The sequence below is a fragment of the Sorangium sp. So ce185 genome, assembly GCF_051526825.1.
GTDB lineage: Bacteria > Myxococcota_A > Polyangia > Polyangiales > Polyangiaceae > Sorangium > Sorangium cellulosum_D.
This window is the reverse complement of the sequence record NZ_CP150316.1, coordinates 11,943,498-11,959,323: the sequence shown is the minus strand read 5'-3', so window position 1 is coordinate 11,959,323 and position 15,826 is coordinate 11,943,498. Positions and strand designations below refer to the sequence as shown.

The following is a 15,826-nucleotide window of genomic DNA, read 5'->3' as shown; positions in this document are numbered from 1 at the left end:
CCGATCCATCGGTCGGGCCCGCGGGCAGGGCGGTCCGCAATTATTCCAACGCTTCGGCCGCCGTCGTGGCGGTCACGGCGCGCTCGAGCCACCGTTCCAGGACATCGAGCTCGGCGCAGCCCTCGATGCGTGCGTCCTCCTCGGGGCGCAGCGCGAGCTGCCGCTGCGCGAGCACCCTTCGCAGCGCGGTCCGGGCCTCGGCGATGCGGCCCTTCTCGACCAGCTTCTGCTGCACGTCCGGGTTCGCGCCGAGCAGCGCCTGGAGGATTTCGCGCTCCCGCGCCTTGCCCTCGGGGTCCTCTGCCTTGCCAACCCACCACAACAGCTCTTCGCGCACGGTCGCCGACATCGCGGTGGATCTTACCATGCCGAGCAACCACGCGAGCGACATTCGCGGAGCGACCCACCGGGCGAACTCGTCGAGCGCCCGTCCCGAGCGGGCCACAAGAAAGGGCACGAGCTCGTCGCGCAGCGGCAGGTCGTTCGCTGCGATCCACAGGAAGGGGAAGAACGACGGCTCCACGCGGTAGCAGCCCGGCCCGATCGCGACGAGCGCGCGTTGCGTCCGCAGCCAATCGGGCACGTGCGGCGCGACAAGCCAGAGCGGCTCCTGGCCCAACCACTTACGTGCGCTCTCTTCCGCTCGCTGCACCTGCCTCGCCTGCCGCCGGAGCAATGCGCGCTCCACCGCCGGGAAATCCAGATGGTCACCCGGCATCTTCAGCTCGACCAGGATCTCCTCGTGCATCCGGGCTTCCGGCCACGGCGCAGACAGCCCTGCGATGCGATCGGGGTGGCGTACGAGCAAGAGCCCATCGCCCTGCACCTTCACCAGGCCGATCTCGGGCGGATCCTGCCACGTGACGGCACCGCCAGTGATCCGCTCCGTCTCGTCGGCAAAGGTGCGCTTGGCGAACTGATCCGGCTGGCCCACGCGCGGCGCAGTACCAGAGCGGGTTCACCGGAACCAGCGCATATCGCCGTGTTCATCGGCCCTTCGGCCTTTACGCACGACGATATCTGCGCGTCTGAGAATCGCATGTGCCACGAGTTTTTTTAGGTTGTGGACCGCTCGCTCTGCCGCTGGATTGGCGGGGGACCGCCTACTCGCACGCCTCGCCGAGGATGTACCCATGCTTGCAGATGCACCGACACTCGACCTCGAGCTCCGGCTCGTTGCACGCCGGCCGAACTTGCCTCGTGTGGCTCGCCGTCCGGCCCTCCCGGTCCTTCACCTGCACCACGATCTCGTAGTCCTGATCGAAGATGTCGCGGCTCGACCAGTTGTTCGGACAGACGCCCACGTTCGCGAACGTCGAGATGTCGACGTCGACGCTCGCGCCCCAGCCGTCGCCGGTCGGCTTCAGGTTGACCGTCCTCGACTCGGACATCACCCGCCCCGACCCGAGGTCGCGCAGCGCGCCGGAGAGCTGGACGCCGCACGCGCCCAGGTTCGTCGCGCGGACGCCCAGGAAGAGCACCCGCCCGCCCTGCGGCGGCATGACGATGTCGACCGGGTCGCCGTCGCTCACCGGGCGCGATACGCCGCTCGAGTCGAGCGCGATGACCTCGATCTGGATGGGCGCGCCCTCCTCGCCCAGGGTTCCGAGCTTGCACATCTCCTCGACGACCGGCGGAGGAGGCTCCCCGTCGTCGCCGCACGCCGGCGCGACGAGCAGCAGCGCCGCGAGCGCTCGCCGCGTCGCAGCGCGAGCGGCCGTCATCGATCCCGCCGCTCCGGCGCCGGCGGAGGGCCCTCGTCGTCCTCCGGCTCCTCCCGCGGGATGGGCGCGCGTGGCGGGCGCCTCGTGGCGCCGAAGGAGCTCGAGCTGATCGGCGGCGCCGCGCGCGAGTCGGGCGCCGCAGGCTGGGACGGCGCGCCGCCGCGCCACGGGCCGCTCGCCTCCGGCTCGGCCGGCCCCGGCGGTCCGCCGGACGCCGCGCTCCCCTCGATCAGCCCCGCCTGGGGGAACGGCGTGCGCTCGGCCAGGTAGGCCGCGAGCAGCCGGTCGCGCTCGAGCTCCTCCGTGCTCGGCGGCGGCGGGGGATCGAGCGTCGGCAGCTCGTCGGTCCAGGTCAGGTCCGCCTCCTCCAGGCTCGGGACGGAGCTGGCGCTGCTGGAGAACCTCCGCGGCGCGTTCCGCTCGGTCGGGACAGGCTCCGGCGCGTAACTGGGAGCAGCGCGATCTAGCACGTGGCTGGACGGACGGTCGGGCGCGTACCCGGGCGCGCGGTCGAGCGTGTGGCTGGGCGCGCGGTCCGAGGCGTACCCGGGCGCGCGGTCGAGCGTGTGGCTCGACGCACGCTCCAGCGCATGGCTGGACGTCCGCTCCAGCGCATGGCTGGACGCGCGGCCCGGCGCGACGCTGGGCGCCTGGCTCGGCGCATGGCTGGGCGCGCGGCCCGGCGCGTTGCTGGGCGCGCGGCCCGGTGCGTTGCTGGGCGCCTGGCCCGGCGCGTTGCTGGGCGTGCGGCCCGGCGCGACGTTGGGCGCCTGGCCCGGCGCGTTGCTGGGCGCACGGCCCGGCGCGACGCTGGGCATGGGCTCCGGCGGGAAGGAGGGGCTCCGCGACGTCGGCGGCGGCGGCGGGGGCGGCGGATCGATGGTCGGCAACTCGTCGTCCCAGTCCCAATCCTCCGGATCCACTCGGGAATCCGACCGGCGCGACGGCGGGCCCAGCCGCAGCTCGGCCGACCTCCGCGAGATCGGAAACCCCGCCGGCGGGCCGATCGTCGGCAGCTGGCCCACGCCCGGATCCCGCGGGGGCGCGTCCTCCCGGCGCTCCATCCGCCGCGACGGGCGCGTCGGCTCGGGCGCCGGCACGGAGTACCTCGTCGACGCGACCTGCCCGAACGGCCGCGAGTCCCGCGGCAGCCGCGGCGGCGGCGGGACCGCCATGGCCGCGCGCGCCGCCGCCGTCGAGGGAGGCGGCTGCGTCGAGATGAGGTTCTCGTCGCGACCCCGCTCGGCCGACGGCGGGCGATCCGCCGGCGCAGGCTGCCGGGGCCGCACGCTGGTCGGGGACGACGCGGCCTGCGCCGAGCCAGCGAGCGGCCGGCCGAGCCACGCGGCGTCCTTGCGCCCCTGCGACGAGCGCGCGCCCTCCTCCGCCGGCCGCACCGCGCGCGGCGCGAGCGTGTCGCCCGGCTCGGTCGCCGGGACCTCGTCGCCGAAGAGGAGCGGCGCGGCCCCGGCCCCGCGCGACTCCACGCCCGCCGCGCCCCGCCCCGAGCGGAAGCCGAACGCGGCGCGGATCGCCCGCTCGTGGTGCGGCTCCACCTCGACCGGCCGGACGATGAAGCACGGCTCCGCGCCCGGCGCCCGCAGCGACAGATCGACGTCGAACGGCGCGCTGACGAGGTGGCCCTGCTCGTCGAACAGGATGCGCACCGGCGGCTGCGCGAAGTGCGCGGGCGACGACGGCGTCGCGAGCACGACCCCGAGCTCGCCGGTGCTCAGCTGCACGAACGTCCCCGTCGGGATGATGCCGAGCGCGCCGATGAGCAGCTTGCCGATCGCCCGATCGGTCGCGCTCTCGGCGCCCGAGACCATGCGCTGGAGCACGGCGTCGAGCGACGCGCCGCCGCCCGACGCGCCCTCGAGCGACGGGAACGGCGCGGCCCGGAGCTCGGTGAACTGGCGGGCGGCCGCGAGGATCCGCGCGAGCACCGTGGGGCTGCGCCGGCCGCCGTAGAGCGGGCCCTGCCGGCCGCCCGGCCGCAGCGCGAGCGCCTCGTAGGCGATCACCGTGCGCGTGATCGACGGGGCGTGCAGCTTGCCGAGCGCCGTCAGCATGACCGCCGCGCTCGCGGGCTGCCGCTCCTTCTCGTCGTCGCTCAGGCTGCGCTCGAGCAGCGAGCGCCCGGCCAGCTCCTCGCCGCCGGCCGAGCCCGCGAGCGCCCCCGTGAGCCGCAGCCTGCCCACGTCGTAGAGGAGCGCCGCCGTGACGAGGCTCCCGAGCATCCGCCGGTCCGTCGTGAGCTGGCGCGCGATCCCCAGCGCGACGATCGCCGTCGACACGCAGAGGCCCGCCTCGTCCGGGTCGGCGACCTTGCCCGCGGCGACCGAGAGCAAGAGGCGCGCGTCCTCCTCGGCCGCGGCGACGAGCTTCTGCGCGACCCGCTTCACCCGCTGCGGCAGCGTCGGCTCCGACGAGCGCAGGGCCGCGTAGAACCCGCGCATCACGAGGATCGCCGCGGCGTAGGTGCGGCTGATGCGGCCGATGCGGGTGCCGTCGCCCTCGATGGCCCCGGCGGGGAACGGGTTCGTGAGCTTGCGGACCCGGACGCCGCGCAGGCTCGACTGGAGCAGCCGCGCGGCGATGCTGCGGTCGCGCTGCGCGTCGGCGAGGAGGCGGGCGAAGGCGGCGAGCTCGGCGCGGCGGACCGTCTTGTCGAGCACGAGCTCCGAGACGTCGCAGGCCTCGAAGAAGCTGCCGAGCTCCAGGGCGACCTCGTACGTCTCGCGCGAGGCGCGGAGCATCTGGCCGTTGATGAAGAGCGTGTTGCCCGCGAACACCAGCGTCGCGGCCTCGCTCCCCGACAGCTCGCAGAACTGGACGATGCTGTCGATCGCCGACGGGACGAGCGACAGCACCGCCTGGTTCGAGTCGCTGTGCAGGAGGCACGCCTTCGCGAGCCGGTAGATCATCTGCACCAGGCCGAGCGCCGCGCGGCGCCGCCCGTCGGCCTTCACGCCCGAGATCGCCATGTCGCCGGTGCTCTCGTGGAGGTTGGCCTTCTCCTCGCTCACGGCTTCCTCCCGCGGGGCGACGGCGACGGCGCCGGCTTCGTCGACGGCACCCCGCTCATCGGCGCGGGCTCGATCGCCGGCGCCGGCGCCGGCGCCGGCCGGGCCGACGGGCCGAGCGGGAACGACGCGGGGCCCTGCCGCACGCTGTACGGCGGAGCGCTGGGGCCCGACGGCGGGGCGGGCGACCGCGGCGGCGCGACCGGGCGCGGCATCGACGGCGGCATCGGGGGCGGCGCGGCGGTCGGGGTGGACGCCGCGGCGGCGGAGGACGGCGGCGGGCCGCGCCTGCTGAACGGCACCGAGTTGGGGGGCGCCGAGGCGGCGCTGGTCGAGGAGGGCACCGGCGAGACCATCGGCGGCCGGTACGCGGGCCGGCCGGCGTCGCCGCTGCTGTACGGGCCGACGGAGCTCGGGCGCGGGGTGCTCCACGGCTCGAGCTGGTCGGGCAGGCTGAGCGGCCCGCCCGGGCTCACGCGCCGGACCGAGACCGGCGAGTGGGAGCGCGCGGCGCGGGAGGGCGGCGCGCTCGCCTCGGGGGCGGGCGGCGACTGCAGCGACGCCTGCGCCGGCGGGCGCTCGCTCGGGCGGGTCGGCGCGACGAGGCGCGCGGCGATCGCGACCGCGGCGCGGGCGGCGGCGTCGCGCACCGGCGGGGTGTTCCACCAGCGCGGCTTGGTGGCCTCCTTGACCGCGCGGAGCGCCTCGTAGCTCCGCGCCTGGCAGAGGAAGTGCGCGGCCAGCTCGCGGGTCTGCTCGATCGCCTCGGACGGGATGAGCTGGCGCTTCTCGAGCAGCTCGATCGCGAGCTTCTCGGCCCGCGCGGGGTTCAGCTGCGCGACGGTCTCGAGCCACTGCCGCCGCTCCGAGCCCGGCAGGTCGTGGAACGACGGCGCGACGATCCGCCGCACGAGCGTCGGGCCCGCGGCGAGGACGCCGAGCTTGCCGATGAGGCGCAGCGCCTCGCGGCGCACCGGCGGCGCGGGATCGTCGAGCAGCTTCTGGAGCTCCTCCCGGACGCGCTCGGCGGCGGAGCCCGGGCCGTTCGCGCCGTCGCTGCCCGCGGCGTCGGGGAGCTCGGCGAGCGCGCTGATGCGCACCTCGACGTGCGGGCTCGCGAAGCCGGCCTCCAGCGCGGCGAGCGCCTCGGGGGTCTTGAGCTGCGCGAGCAGCTGGATGGTCGTGAGGGCGAGGGGGGCCGGCGCGCGCGAGAGCAGGTCGCCGAGCTCGGCCTCGCGGCCCGGCGCCCACCGCCGCATGTACGCGAACAGGACCTCGCGCAGGCGCTCGGACTGCGCGGCGCCGTGGCACTGGCACGCCGCGCTGAAGAGCGCGCCGTCGTCGAGCGCGTCGAGCGCGTGGGCCAGCCCCTCGACGATCGCCGGGTCGAGCGGCACGAGGCTCCGGCCCGCGCCGGGCTGCGCCGCGCCCCGCCCCGCGCCGGGCTGCGCCGCGCCCCGCCCCGCGCCGGGCTGCGCCGTGACGCTGGCGCCGCCGTGGGCCGCGCCGGCGCCCGCGGCCGCGCCGTAGACCGCGCCGGCGCCCGCGGCCGCGCCGTAGACCGCGCCGGCGCCCGCGCCGCCGTGGCTGGCGCCGGCGCGGGGGGCCGCCGGCGCCAGCGTCGCGGGGCCGATCGCCGCCGGCTCCTCCGGGTGGGTCGTCGCGAGGTCGTCGAGGATCGCCTTCAGCGCCTCGACCGGGAACATCGACTGCGCGAGCGCCCGGTCGATCGCGCGCGGCGAGAGCTGCGGCATGGCGGCGAGCTGCCGGCTGCTCGCCGCGCCGGCCGCGCCGCGCTGGACGCCCTCGAGCCGCGTGGAGAACGCGCGCCGGAGCATCGTCTGCACCTCGAAGGCGAGCTCGTAGCTGTGCAGGACGATCTGGTCGGCGGTCCACGCGGTGAGCGCCCCGGTCATACGATCGGCGTCGCCGTGCCTCACGGCGTCGACGTAGCCGTCGACGAACGCCTCCATGTACCGCTCGGTCCACTGCTCCGAGGGCAGCGCGATCTGGGCGCCGAGCGTGCTCCGGGTGAGCGGGTCGACGGCGAGCGCCGAGGCCGCCGCGCCCGTCTCGGCGAGCGCGGCCTCGACGTTCCGCTGGAGCGCCCTGCCCGCGAGCGAGCTCTCGTCCCAGAGGCTCTCGATCTGCGCGAGCGCGCGCGCCCCGATCGCGATCTCGCGGCACTGGTCCTCGAAATCCTCGGGGTCGACGTCGCCTTCGGCGAACTGATCGATCGCCATGTAGGCGATGTGCTCGAAGCGGCGGTCCCAGAGCGCCGTCACCGCGTCGTCGTCCTCGCCGATGCCGAAGCTCTGGTCGCGGAGCAGGATGGCGGCGAAGTCGCGGAGCTCGGCCTCGGTGACGCCGGCCTTGATCTGGATCTTCCGGACGCCGTCGGCGAAGAGCTGGTAAGGGATGCGATCGAACGGCGGCCTGTCGGGCTGCCAGATCGGCTGGCCGCCCGAGGTGAACGCGTTCGGCGTGACCTCCCAGCGGACGCCGAGCGGGTTCTGCGACAGCGTGCGCGTGATCTCGTCGAACGCGAAGTGGATCCCCTTGTTCACATGCGGGTGGTTCCACCCGTACTGGCGGATGTTGCTGAGCACCAGCGCGAGCTGCTTCCAGACGCCGACGAGCCGCTGGCAGGTCTGCTCGACGAGGGACGAAGGCTGCGGATCCGGGTCCTCGTCGATGGTGTCGTTGCCGCGGACGAGCACGCGCGGCACCTTCTTCTCGCGCGAGGGGGTCAGCTGGCCGGCGGCGTTCGCGGCGGTCAGCCGGCGGAGCTCGGCGCGCATCGCGCCGGCGCTCTGGAAGCGGCTCCCGCGCTCGAACGCGAGCGCCTTGTCGACGAACGCCACGATCTCGACCGGCAGGTCGGGGACCTCGGTCGCGATCGACGGCGCGGTCTGCGTCGCCGCGAGGAAATACGACTCGGACTCGCTCCGGCCGCGGTTGAGCCGCTTGCCCGACAGCAGGGTGAACAGGCACGCGCCGACCGACCAGAGATCCGACCGGCCGTCGATGCCGGACACCCCCATCGCCTGCTCGGGCGACATGAACGCCGGCGTGCCGAACGTGAGCCCCGCGCGCGTCGCCTGCCGCTCGGGGTCGCGCATGCGGGCGATGCCGAAGTCGAGGACCTTCACGTGGCCGGCGCTCGTGACGAAGATGTTCGCCGGCTTGATGTCGCGGTGGACGATGCCGATCGAGTGGCACTTGTCGAGCAGGTCGAGCACGACGTCGAACACGGGCAGCACCTGCGCGAGGGCCAGGGTGCCGCCGTGGTTGCTCGCGAGCCGCTGGAGGGTGGTGCCCGCGAGCAGCTCCATGACGAGGAACGGCTCCCCGCGATCGCTGAGGTCGTCCTCGACCACGGCCACGCGCGCGGGGTGGTCGACCCGGTTCGCGATCTTGCCCTCGCGCAGGAAGCGGTCGCGCAGCTCTGCGTTGCGGGCGAACTCGATGTGAAGGACCTTCACCGCGGCGCGCGAGCCCCGGCGGTGGGTCGCCGCGAACACCGCGCCCATGCCGCCGACCCCGAGCAGGTCGTCGAGCCGCCACTTGGCGTTCAGGGCCGTCCCGATCCGCGCAGCGGCGGTATCTACGAGGTTCGGCTCCTCGGCGTGCGGGTCGAGCGGGGCCATAGACCGGGCGGCGGACAGAGGCCGCGCCGTGCGCGGCAGAGGGCGGGTAAACCAGGGCGAGCATACATGGTTCCCGGTGAAGCGCGAACCAGGACAAGCTCGTCCGCCCCCACCGAACAAAGGTGGGAGAGGCGTTCGTAAGGTGGCAGCGAGGCTGCGTGCGACGCACGCGCGCGACCCACGACGGACGATATCGGCCGACGCCGGACAGCGCCGGACAGCCACCGACGGTCGCGCGCTTCAGCGCACCGTCTCTCTCGGGCGCGGCGCTGCGCCGGCGTCCGGCTCGGGCGCGCCCGGCCACTCGGGGCAGGTGACGCGGTAGGCGATGTCGGGCATGAGCAGCGCCCACTCCTCGCGCGTGAAATTGCGCCCGGCGTAGGCGCACGCGCGCGTCATCAGCGGCTCGGCCGCGATCGTGAAGACGCGCGCCGCGCCGTCGTTGGCGGCGGTCACCACGCGGGTCGCGTCGGGGCTGAACACCGCGTCCGTCAGCGTGACCCCCTCGGCCCGGAGCGTGATCGGCTCGCCCTGCCCGTCGACGGGGAGCACCCGCGCGATGCCGTCGCTCGACACGGCCACCACGCGCGCGCTGTCGCTGCTGAACGACACGGTCCGGACGGAGGTGCCAAGGCCGCTCAGGACGAGCGGCTGGCCCTGGCCGTCGGCGCGGAGCAGCCGCACGGCGTCGTCGAGGGCCGCGATCGCGATGTGGCTGCCGTCCGGGCTCACCGCCAGCGCCGCGATCGCGCGGTCCTCGTACCCCGAGGCGAGGACGCGCGGGGCCCCGCGGCCGTCCGCGGGCCACACCTTCACGTTGGGCCCCGACGTCGCCACGATGCTCTTGCCGTCCGGGCTGAACGCCGCCTTGAGCAGCCCCGCGCGCTCATCGCGCAGCACCACCGGCTCGCCCGGGACCCCGTCCTCGAACACGCGCAGGATGCCGTTCCACGAGGTCGTCACGATCCTCGTGCCGTCCGGGCTGAACGCGACGCCCACCACCCGGTCGTCGTGGGCGCCGAGCACGACCGGCTGGCCTTTGCCGTCGGTGCGCCACACCCGCGCCGTCCGATCGGCCGAGCCGGTGACCAGGCGGCTGCCGTCGGGGCTGAAGTCGACGCTGAGCAGGTGATCCTCGTGCCCGCGCAGCACGACGGGCTCGCCCGAGCCGTCGGCGCGGAAGATGCGAACCGTCTTGTCCGTCCCGGCGGTAGCGATCTTGCTGCCGTCGTGGCTCACCGCGATGCTGGTCAGCGGCCCTGTGTGGCCGTGGAGGAGCAGCGGCTCGCCCGGCGCCTCGAGGCGCCACACCCGCGCGGTGCCGTCCTCCGAGGCGGTGACGACGCTCCTGCCGTCGCGGCTGAAGGCGGCGCTGTTCACCGCCCCCTCGTGGCCCACGAGGACCGTCGACGTGCCCTTGCCGTCGCAGCGGAAGATGCGGGCCGTCCCGTCCGCGGAGGCGGTGACGACCGACGTGCCGTCGGCGCTGAAGGCGGCGCTGCGCACGGAGCCCTGGTGCCCGCGGAGGACGACGGGCTCGCGGCGGCCGGGCTCGAGGATGCGCGCCGTCCCGTCGCCCGCGGCGAGGGCGACGCGGGCGTCCACGGGGCTGTAGCTCGCGCCCTCGACGCCCTGCCCGAGCCCCTTCAGCGCCTCGGGGGCGCCGTGCCCGTCGGCGCGGACGACGTAGACCGTCCCGCTGATGGCCGTGGCCAGGATCCAGGTGCCGTCGTGGTTGAACACCGCGCGCCGGATGAGCCGCTCGCCCAGCGGGACGACGAGCGGCGGCTCGTCCCCCATGCCGGGGCGCCACACGTAGATCGCGCCGTTCGTGGTCCCCGCGACGACGCGGCTGCCGTCCGGGCTGAACGCCACGCTGGACGGCGCGGCGTCCCGCGTGGGGAGCGCCCCGTCCTCGCGGCCGTCGGGGCGCCACAGGCGCACCGTGCCGTCGGTCGATGCGGTCGCCAGGCGGCTGCCGTCGTGGTTGAAGGCGACGGCGACCACCCCGCCGGGGTCGTGGGCGCGCAGCAGGACCGGCGCGTCGCGCGCGCCGAGGCGGAAGAGCCGCGCGGCCCCGTCGGCCGAGGCGGTGGCCACGAAGCGGCCGTCGGGGCTGAAGGTCGCGTCGTGGACGGCGCCGCCGTGGCCGGTGAGCACCTCCTGGCCGACGGCGGGGCCCCGGACGGCGTCGCCGAGCGCCTGCACCACGGTGGCGGCCGCGGGGCGGCCGCTCGCCCTGGCGGCGAGGCCCGCCTCCACGGCGAGGAGGCGCGCGCGCGGCAGCAGGCCGTCGGACAGCTCCTTCGCCGACTGGGCCGCGAGCCGCCGGGCGTCCTTCTCGCGCGCCTCCTGCTGCGCCCGGACGAGCGCCTGCTCCTCCTTGCCCATCTGCCAGAGGAGCACGAGGACCATGCCGCCGAGCAGCGTGACGGCGACGGCGAGCACGGTGAGGAGCCGCCGCATCGACCGCTTCTGGCCCTCGGCCCGCGCGCAGGCGGTCAGAAACGCCCGCTCCTCGGCCGAGAGGTCGCCCCGCCCGTCGCACCACGACGTGAGCTCCGCGAGCGCCGCGCCGCCCACGAGGAAGTCGTCCTTCCGCCCGTTCGACAGCCAGCGCAGGAGCGGCTCCGTGACGGCGCGCTCCACCTCGCGCGACCCGGCCCACGCCCGGTCGAAGGCGCGGCGGAAGATGCGGTTTCGCACGTCGAGGCACGGCGCGCCCGCGGCCGTCGCCCGCTCGGCGCAGAGCCCCGAGAGCCGCAGCAAGAGCTGGATCGGATCGCCGCTGTCGACCGACACCGGGTGGCCGTCGAGCAGCCGCGCGTACAGCCGGAGCAGCTTCGGCGCGTGGGCGCGGTGGGGCCCGTGCGGCTCCAGGCACCGCTCCGCGTAGCGCAGGTTCGGGTCCTCGGCCCGCCCCTGGCCGAGGAAGCGCCGCTCCACGGCCTCGTCGACGCTGAGGCCGCGCCGCTCTCCGACGAGATCCGCGCAGAGCCGCTGGGTCATGTAGGGGTGCCCCGAGGTCCACGCGAAGATCGCGTCGAGCGCCGCGTCGGGGTCGGCCACGAGCCCCTCCAGGCCCTCGCGGAACCCCCGCACCTCGGCGCGGGTGAAGTCGTCGAGCCGGATCGCGCGGCCGATGTTGAACGGCGTCCGCGTCGGATCGGAGACGAGCTCCGACGGCGCCGCCACCCCGAGCAGGCAGAAGGTCAGCCGGGCGTTGGCCGGGCGCTCGGCGCGCCGGTTCACGAAGGCGCGGATGGCCGCGAAGAAGTCGTCCCGCGAGAACGGCAGAGACAGGGTGGCGTCGACCTCGTCGATGAACAGGACGATGCCGGAGGAGATCTCCACGAGCACGACGTCCTCGAGCCAGCGCAGCCAGCAGTGCACCGGCCCGAGGTGCCAGTGCGCGTCCCAGAACTCGTCCGGCGGCTCCAGGCCGAGCTGCTCGGCGATCTCGGACGCGATCCCGAGGTACCAGCCCACGGGCGTGGCGGTGTCGGTGCCGAGCGCCCCGAGATCGACGCTCGCGCACTCGATCTGCTCGGCGCGGAGCCGCATCGAGACCCGGAGTCGCAGGCTGGACTTGCCGATCTGCCGGGTCGACAGCACATAGCAGAGCTCACCGCCGAGCAGCGCCTCGAAGAGCTCCGTGTCCGCGGAGCGCTCGATATAGATGGCGCCGTCGCCCACGGTCCCGCCCGCCTGGAACCGGCGCCTGTGATCACCGGCGCTGGCCTTCGCCTGATCGAGGTCGGGAGGCGCCGAGAAGGTCACGAATCAGACGGTGCCATGCAGCGCCGGGACCGTCAACGGAACGACATCCCGCGTCGCTAGCGTCCGCGGTGGAACAACAGGTCTCGCGACGGCGCGTGAACTTCACGAGAGCGTCACGGGGGGAGGGGCGGAGCGGGGCAGGAGCGGGGTTGGAGCGGCGCTGGAGCAGGGCAGGAGCGCACCCTCGCGCGCGGCCGCCGGCTTCTGTCGGCGCCGCGTCGCGCGGCTCGGCCGCGGCCGCGCGCCTCCGCTCCTCCCTTCCTTCGCCGTGCGGCGATCACGGTTGCGCCCGTTGCGCCGCGCCCCAAAACCCACTTGCCACGTCCAGAAATCGTGGACCGGGCCACTCTGGCTGGTGTAGCGTTCGCGCCGTGCGAGGGGCGTTGAAGGCGATGGGGCATGGCGTCGTGGCCGCGCTGGCGGCCCTGTCGCCGCTCGGCTTCGCTTGGCGCTCTGCGGCTCAGCAGATTCCTGCGGATACTACGGCTTTGCCCGATACTCCTGAAGCACCTTCCGGAGAGATGCAGAGTCCGCCGTCGACTGCAGGGGCGGCCCTCCTGCCGGCGGCCGCCCGGCCCGAGCTGCGCGGCGGGGCCGCGGCCGCCTCGTCGCGCGGGGCGGCGCTCTGCCGGGCGGCCGGGGCGGCCCTCCTCGCGCTCCCCGCGGCGGGGTGCATGCAGCTCGACGACGGGCTCGCGCAGCGGGCCGCGCTCGCGGCGCACGCGAGCGACTGGCGGGAGGAGATCGTCTATCAGGTGCTGATAGACCGCTTCGCCGACGGCGACGCGAGCAACAACTACCGGGTCTCCTCGGCGCTCGGCAGCTGGCACGGCGGCGATTGGAAGGGGCTTGAGGACCGGCTGCCCTATCTCGAGGAGCTCGGCGTCACCGCGCTCTGGATCTCGCCGATCGTCAAGAACGTCGAGACCGACGCCGGCTTCGACGGGTACCACGGCTACTGGACGCAGGACTTCACCGCGCTGAACCCCCATTTCGGCGATCTCGCGTCGCTGCGCCGGCTCGTCGCGTCGGCCCACGGCCGCGGGATGAAGGTGATCCTCGACATCGTGACGAACCACGTCGGCCAGCTGTTCTTTTACGATATCAACCAGAACGGGCGCCCCGACGACGCCGTTTACGGCGGCGGCAAGGGCGCGCACCCCCAGAGCGAATACGACCCCGATTTCGACCCCCGCGGCGTCCAGGCGCGGACGTCGCTCGGCGCGTCGGGCCCGGCGCCGATCGTCTTCCGTCACGAGCCCGCGACCAACCACCTCCCGCCGCGGCCCGAGCTCTTCCAGCGCCCTGAGGCTTACAATCGCAAGGGCCGCACCTTCGATTTCGACGATATCGACCAGCTCGTACACGGCGATTTCCCGGGCGGGCTCAAGGACATCGACACCGCCCGCTGCGACGTGAAGCGGGCGATGGTCGACGTGTTCGTGCGCTGGGTCGAGCTCACCGACGTCGACGGGCTCCGCGTCGACACGGTGAAGCACGTCGAGCACGAGTTCTGGCGCTATTTCACGCAGAACGTCCGACTGCGGCTGAAGGAGAAGGGCAAGACCAACTTCTTCATGTTCGGCGAGGTCCTCGACGGCAGGGACGATCTCGTCGGCAGCTTCACGAGGCACGACGTCCCGGCCCACCCGCACGACGCGGCGCTCGGCGGCGATCTGGAGCGCGAGAACTCGAGCGAGGCGGAGGGCGGCTGTCCGGGCGCCGCGCCGATCACGGGGGATACGCTCGACGGCGTCTTCTATTTCTCCCAGTACTACCAGGCTTTCCGCGACGTCTTCCGCGACGCGCGGGGCACGCGGCGCATCGAGGAGCTCTGGGCGGCGCGCGAGGCCAACTACGGCACGGAGCCGAACGCGAACGGCACGGGCCTGCCGCCGGTGAAGACGCTGGTCAACTTCATCGACAACCACGATGTCCCGCGCTTCCTCTACGACGGCCCGGGCGTCTCGCCGTTCAAGGCCGATCCCGAGGCGGCGCTCAGGAACGCGCTCCTGTTCCTCTTCGCGGAGGACGGCATCCCCTGCCTCTACTACGGCACCGAGCAGGGCTTCAGCGGCGGCCACGACCCGGCGAACCGCGAGGACCTCTGGGCGAGCGGCTACGACACCCGGCATCCGCTCTTCCAGTGGGTCAAGCGGCTCACGGCGCTGCGCCGGGGCTACCGGGCGCTCACGGTCGGCGAGCAGCGGGTGCGCTGGTCGACGGAGCGGACCGGCGACGGGGACGAGGACGCGGGCATCTTCGCCTTCGAGCGGGGCGAGCCGGGCGGCGATTACGCGCTCGTCGTGCTCAACACGCACCCCACGAAGCGGAGCGCCACGCGCTTCGGCGGGTCGGTCATGACGACGGAGCTCCGGCCGGGGACCGTGCTCGTCGACGTGCTCTCCTCCGGGAAAACGACGTATAGGGTGGGCGCGAACGGCGCCGTCGCCGTCGAGCTGCCCCCCGTGAGCGGGGCGCTGCTCATCCCGGAAGACCAGGTCATCCAGGATCTTTGATCCCCACGAGCTCCCCTCCGACTTCCCTCCGAGAACCTTGATTATGGCCTCTGTCAAAGTGCGCGGACTCAACAAGCGATTCGGCCAGACGCACGTGCTGCGCGGCGTGTCCGTCGACGTGCCCGACGGCTCGTTCGCCGTCCTCGTCGGCCCGAGCGGCTGCGGCAAATCGACCCTGCTCCGGCTGCTCGCCGGCCTCGAGGAGGCCGACGAGGGCTCGATCGCGCTCGGCGGGCGCGACGTCACGCGGCTGGAGCCGCGCGATCGCGACATCGCCATGGTGTTCCAGTCGTACGCCCTCTACCCGCACCTCACGGTGCGCGAGAACCTCGCGTTCGGCCTGAAGCTCCGGAAGACGCCGCCCGCCGAGATCGAGGCGCGCGTGAAGGAGGCGTCGGAGATGCTCGGGCTCGGCCCGCTCCTCGACCGGCACCCCCGGGCGCTGTCCGGCGGCCAGCGGCAGCGCGTCGCCATGGGCAGGGCCATCGTGCGGCGGGCGCAGCTCTTCCTGTTCGACGAGCCGCTCTCGAACCTCGACGCCGCCCTGCGCGCGCAGGTCCGGGTCGACATCCGCAAGCTGCACGACCGGCTCGGCGCGACGAGCGTCTACGTCACCCACGACCAGGTCGAGGCCATGACGCTCGCCGACGAGATCTTCGTGCTCAACAAGGGCGTCGTCGAGCAGTCGGGCCCGCCGCTCGAGGTGTTCGCCCGGCCGCGCACCCAGTTCGTGGCGAGCTTCCTCGGCAGCCCGGCCATGAACTTCGTCGAGGCGCGCATGGAAAACCGCGGCGGCCGGTGGGTCGCGGCCCAGGGCGAGCTCTCGGTCGAGGTCGACGCGGCCGAGTTCCCGGGCGCGCTCGCGTCCGGCCGGCGGGTGATGGTCGGCGTGCGCCCGCACGAGGTGGAGCTCGCCGGGGGCGAGGGCGGCGCCCCGTTCCACGTGGCGATCGTCGAGGCGCTCGGGGCCGAGTCGTACGCCCACGGCACGGTCGCGGGGGCGCCGTTCGTGGCCCGCCTCGACCCCTCGGCGCCCGTGGCGAAGGGGGACACCGTGACGCTCGCGCTCCGCAACGTGCACCTGTTCGACGCGGACTCGGGGCTGACCCTGCGGGAGGCGTGAGGCG

At 74.3% G+C, this 15,826-nt stretch carries 7 protein-coding genes; 2 read left to right on the top strand and 5 right to left on the bottom strand.

The window, feature by feature from the left end:
* Window positions 1–40 precede the first annotated feature (40 nt).
* From WMF26_RS44100 to WMF26_RS44080, 5 genes are all read right to left on the bottom strand, one after another.
* Window positions 41–934: a hypothetical protein gene (locus tag WMF26_RS44100; protein WP_437997615.1), complete on the bottom strand. Its 894-nt coding sequence runs from the start codon at window positions 932–934 to the stop codon at window positions 41–43.
* A 169-nt stretch (window positions 935–1,103) separates the two neighbouring features.
* Window positions 1,104–1,724, bottom strand: a complete 621-nt coding sequence (locus WMF26_RS44095; protein ID WP_437997614.1) for a hypothetical protein — start codon at window positions 1,722–1,724, stop codon at window positions 1,104–1,106.
* Complete coding sequence (locus WMF26_RS44090) at window positions 1,721–4,753, bottom strand: hypothetical protein (RefSeq protein ID WP_437997613.1); 3,033 nt, start codon at window positions 4,751–4,753, stop codon at window positions 1,721–1,723. The genes WMF26_RS44095 and WMF26_RS44090 overlap by 4 nt, the downstream gene beginning before the upstream one ends.
* A complete protein-coding gene (locus tag WMF26_RS44085) occupies window positions 4,750–8,400 on the bottom strand; it encodes a protein kinase domain-containing protein (protein ID WP_437997612.1) in 3,651 nt (1,216 codons plus the stop codon). The genes WMF26_RS44090 and WMF26_RS44085 overlap by 4 nt, the downstream gene beginning before the upstream one ends.
* A 240-nt stretch (window positions 8,401–8,640) precedes the next feature.
* Window positions 8,641–12,180, bottom strand: coding sequence for an AAA-like domain-containing protein (locus WMF26_RS44080; protein WP_437997611.1), 3,540 nt, complete (start codon window positions 12,178–12,180; stop codon window positions 8,641–8,643).
* A 521-nt stretch (window positions 12,181–12,701) separates the two neighbouring features.
* Between WMF26_RS44080 and WMF26_RS44075 the strand changes: the two genes are divergently transcribed.
* Together WMF26_RS44075 and WMF26_RS44070 are read left to right on the top strand one after the other, a co-directional pair.
* The gene (locus tag WMF26_RS44075) at window positions 12,702–14,699 is read left to right on the top strand and encodes an alpha-amylase family glycosyl hydrolase (RefSeq protein ID WP_437997610.1); all 1,998 of its coding nucleotides are present in this window, start codon (window positions 12,702–12,704) and stop codon (window positions 14,697–14,699) included.
* Window positions 14,700–14,742: 43 nt separating this feature from the next.
* Entirely contained in the window at window positions 14,743–15,822 is a 1,080-nt protein-coding gene (locus tag WMF26_RS44070) for an ABC transporter ATP-binding protein (protein WP_437997609.1), read from the top strand.
* The last annotated feature ends 4 nt before the right edge of the window (window positions 15,823–15,826 follow it).

What these genes read in the sequence shown, in the direction of transcription:
- WMF26_RS44075 (WP_437997610.1), top strand. Translation starts at nt 12,702, where the DNA reads ATGCAGAGTCCGCCGTCGACTGCAGGGGCGGCCCTCCTGCCGGCGGCC.
- WMF26_RS44070 (WP_437997609.1), top strand. Translation starts at nt 14,743, where the DNA reads ATGGCCTCTGTCAAAGTGCGCGGACTCAACAAGCGATTCGGCCAGACG.
- WMF26_RS44095 (WP_437997614.1), bottom strand. Translation starts at nt 1,724, where the DNA reads ATGACGGCCGCTCGCGCTGCGACGCGGCGAGCGCTCGCGGCGCTGCTG.
- WMF26_RS44085 (WP_437997612.1), bottom strand. Translation starts at nt 8,400, where the DNA reads ATGGCCCCGCTCGACCCGCACGCCGAGGAGCCGAACCTCGTAGATACC.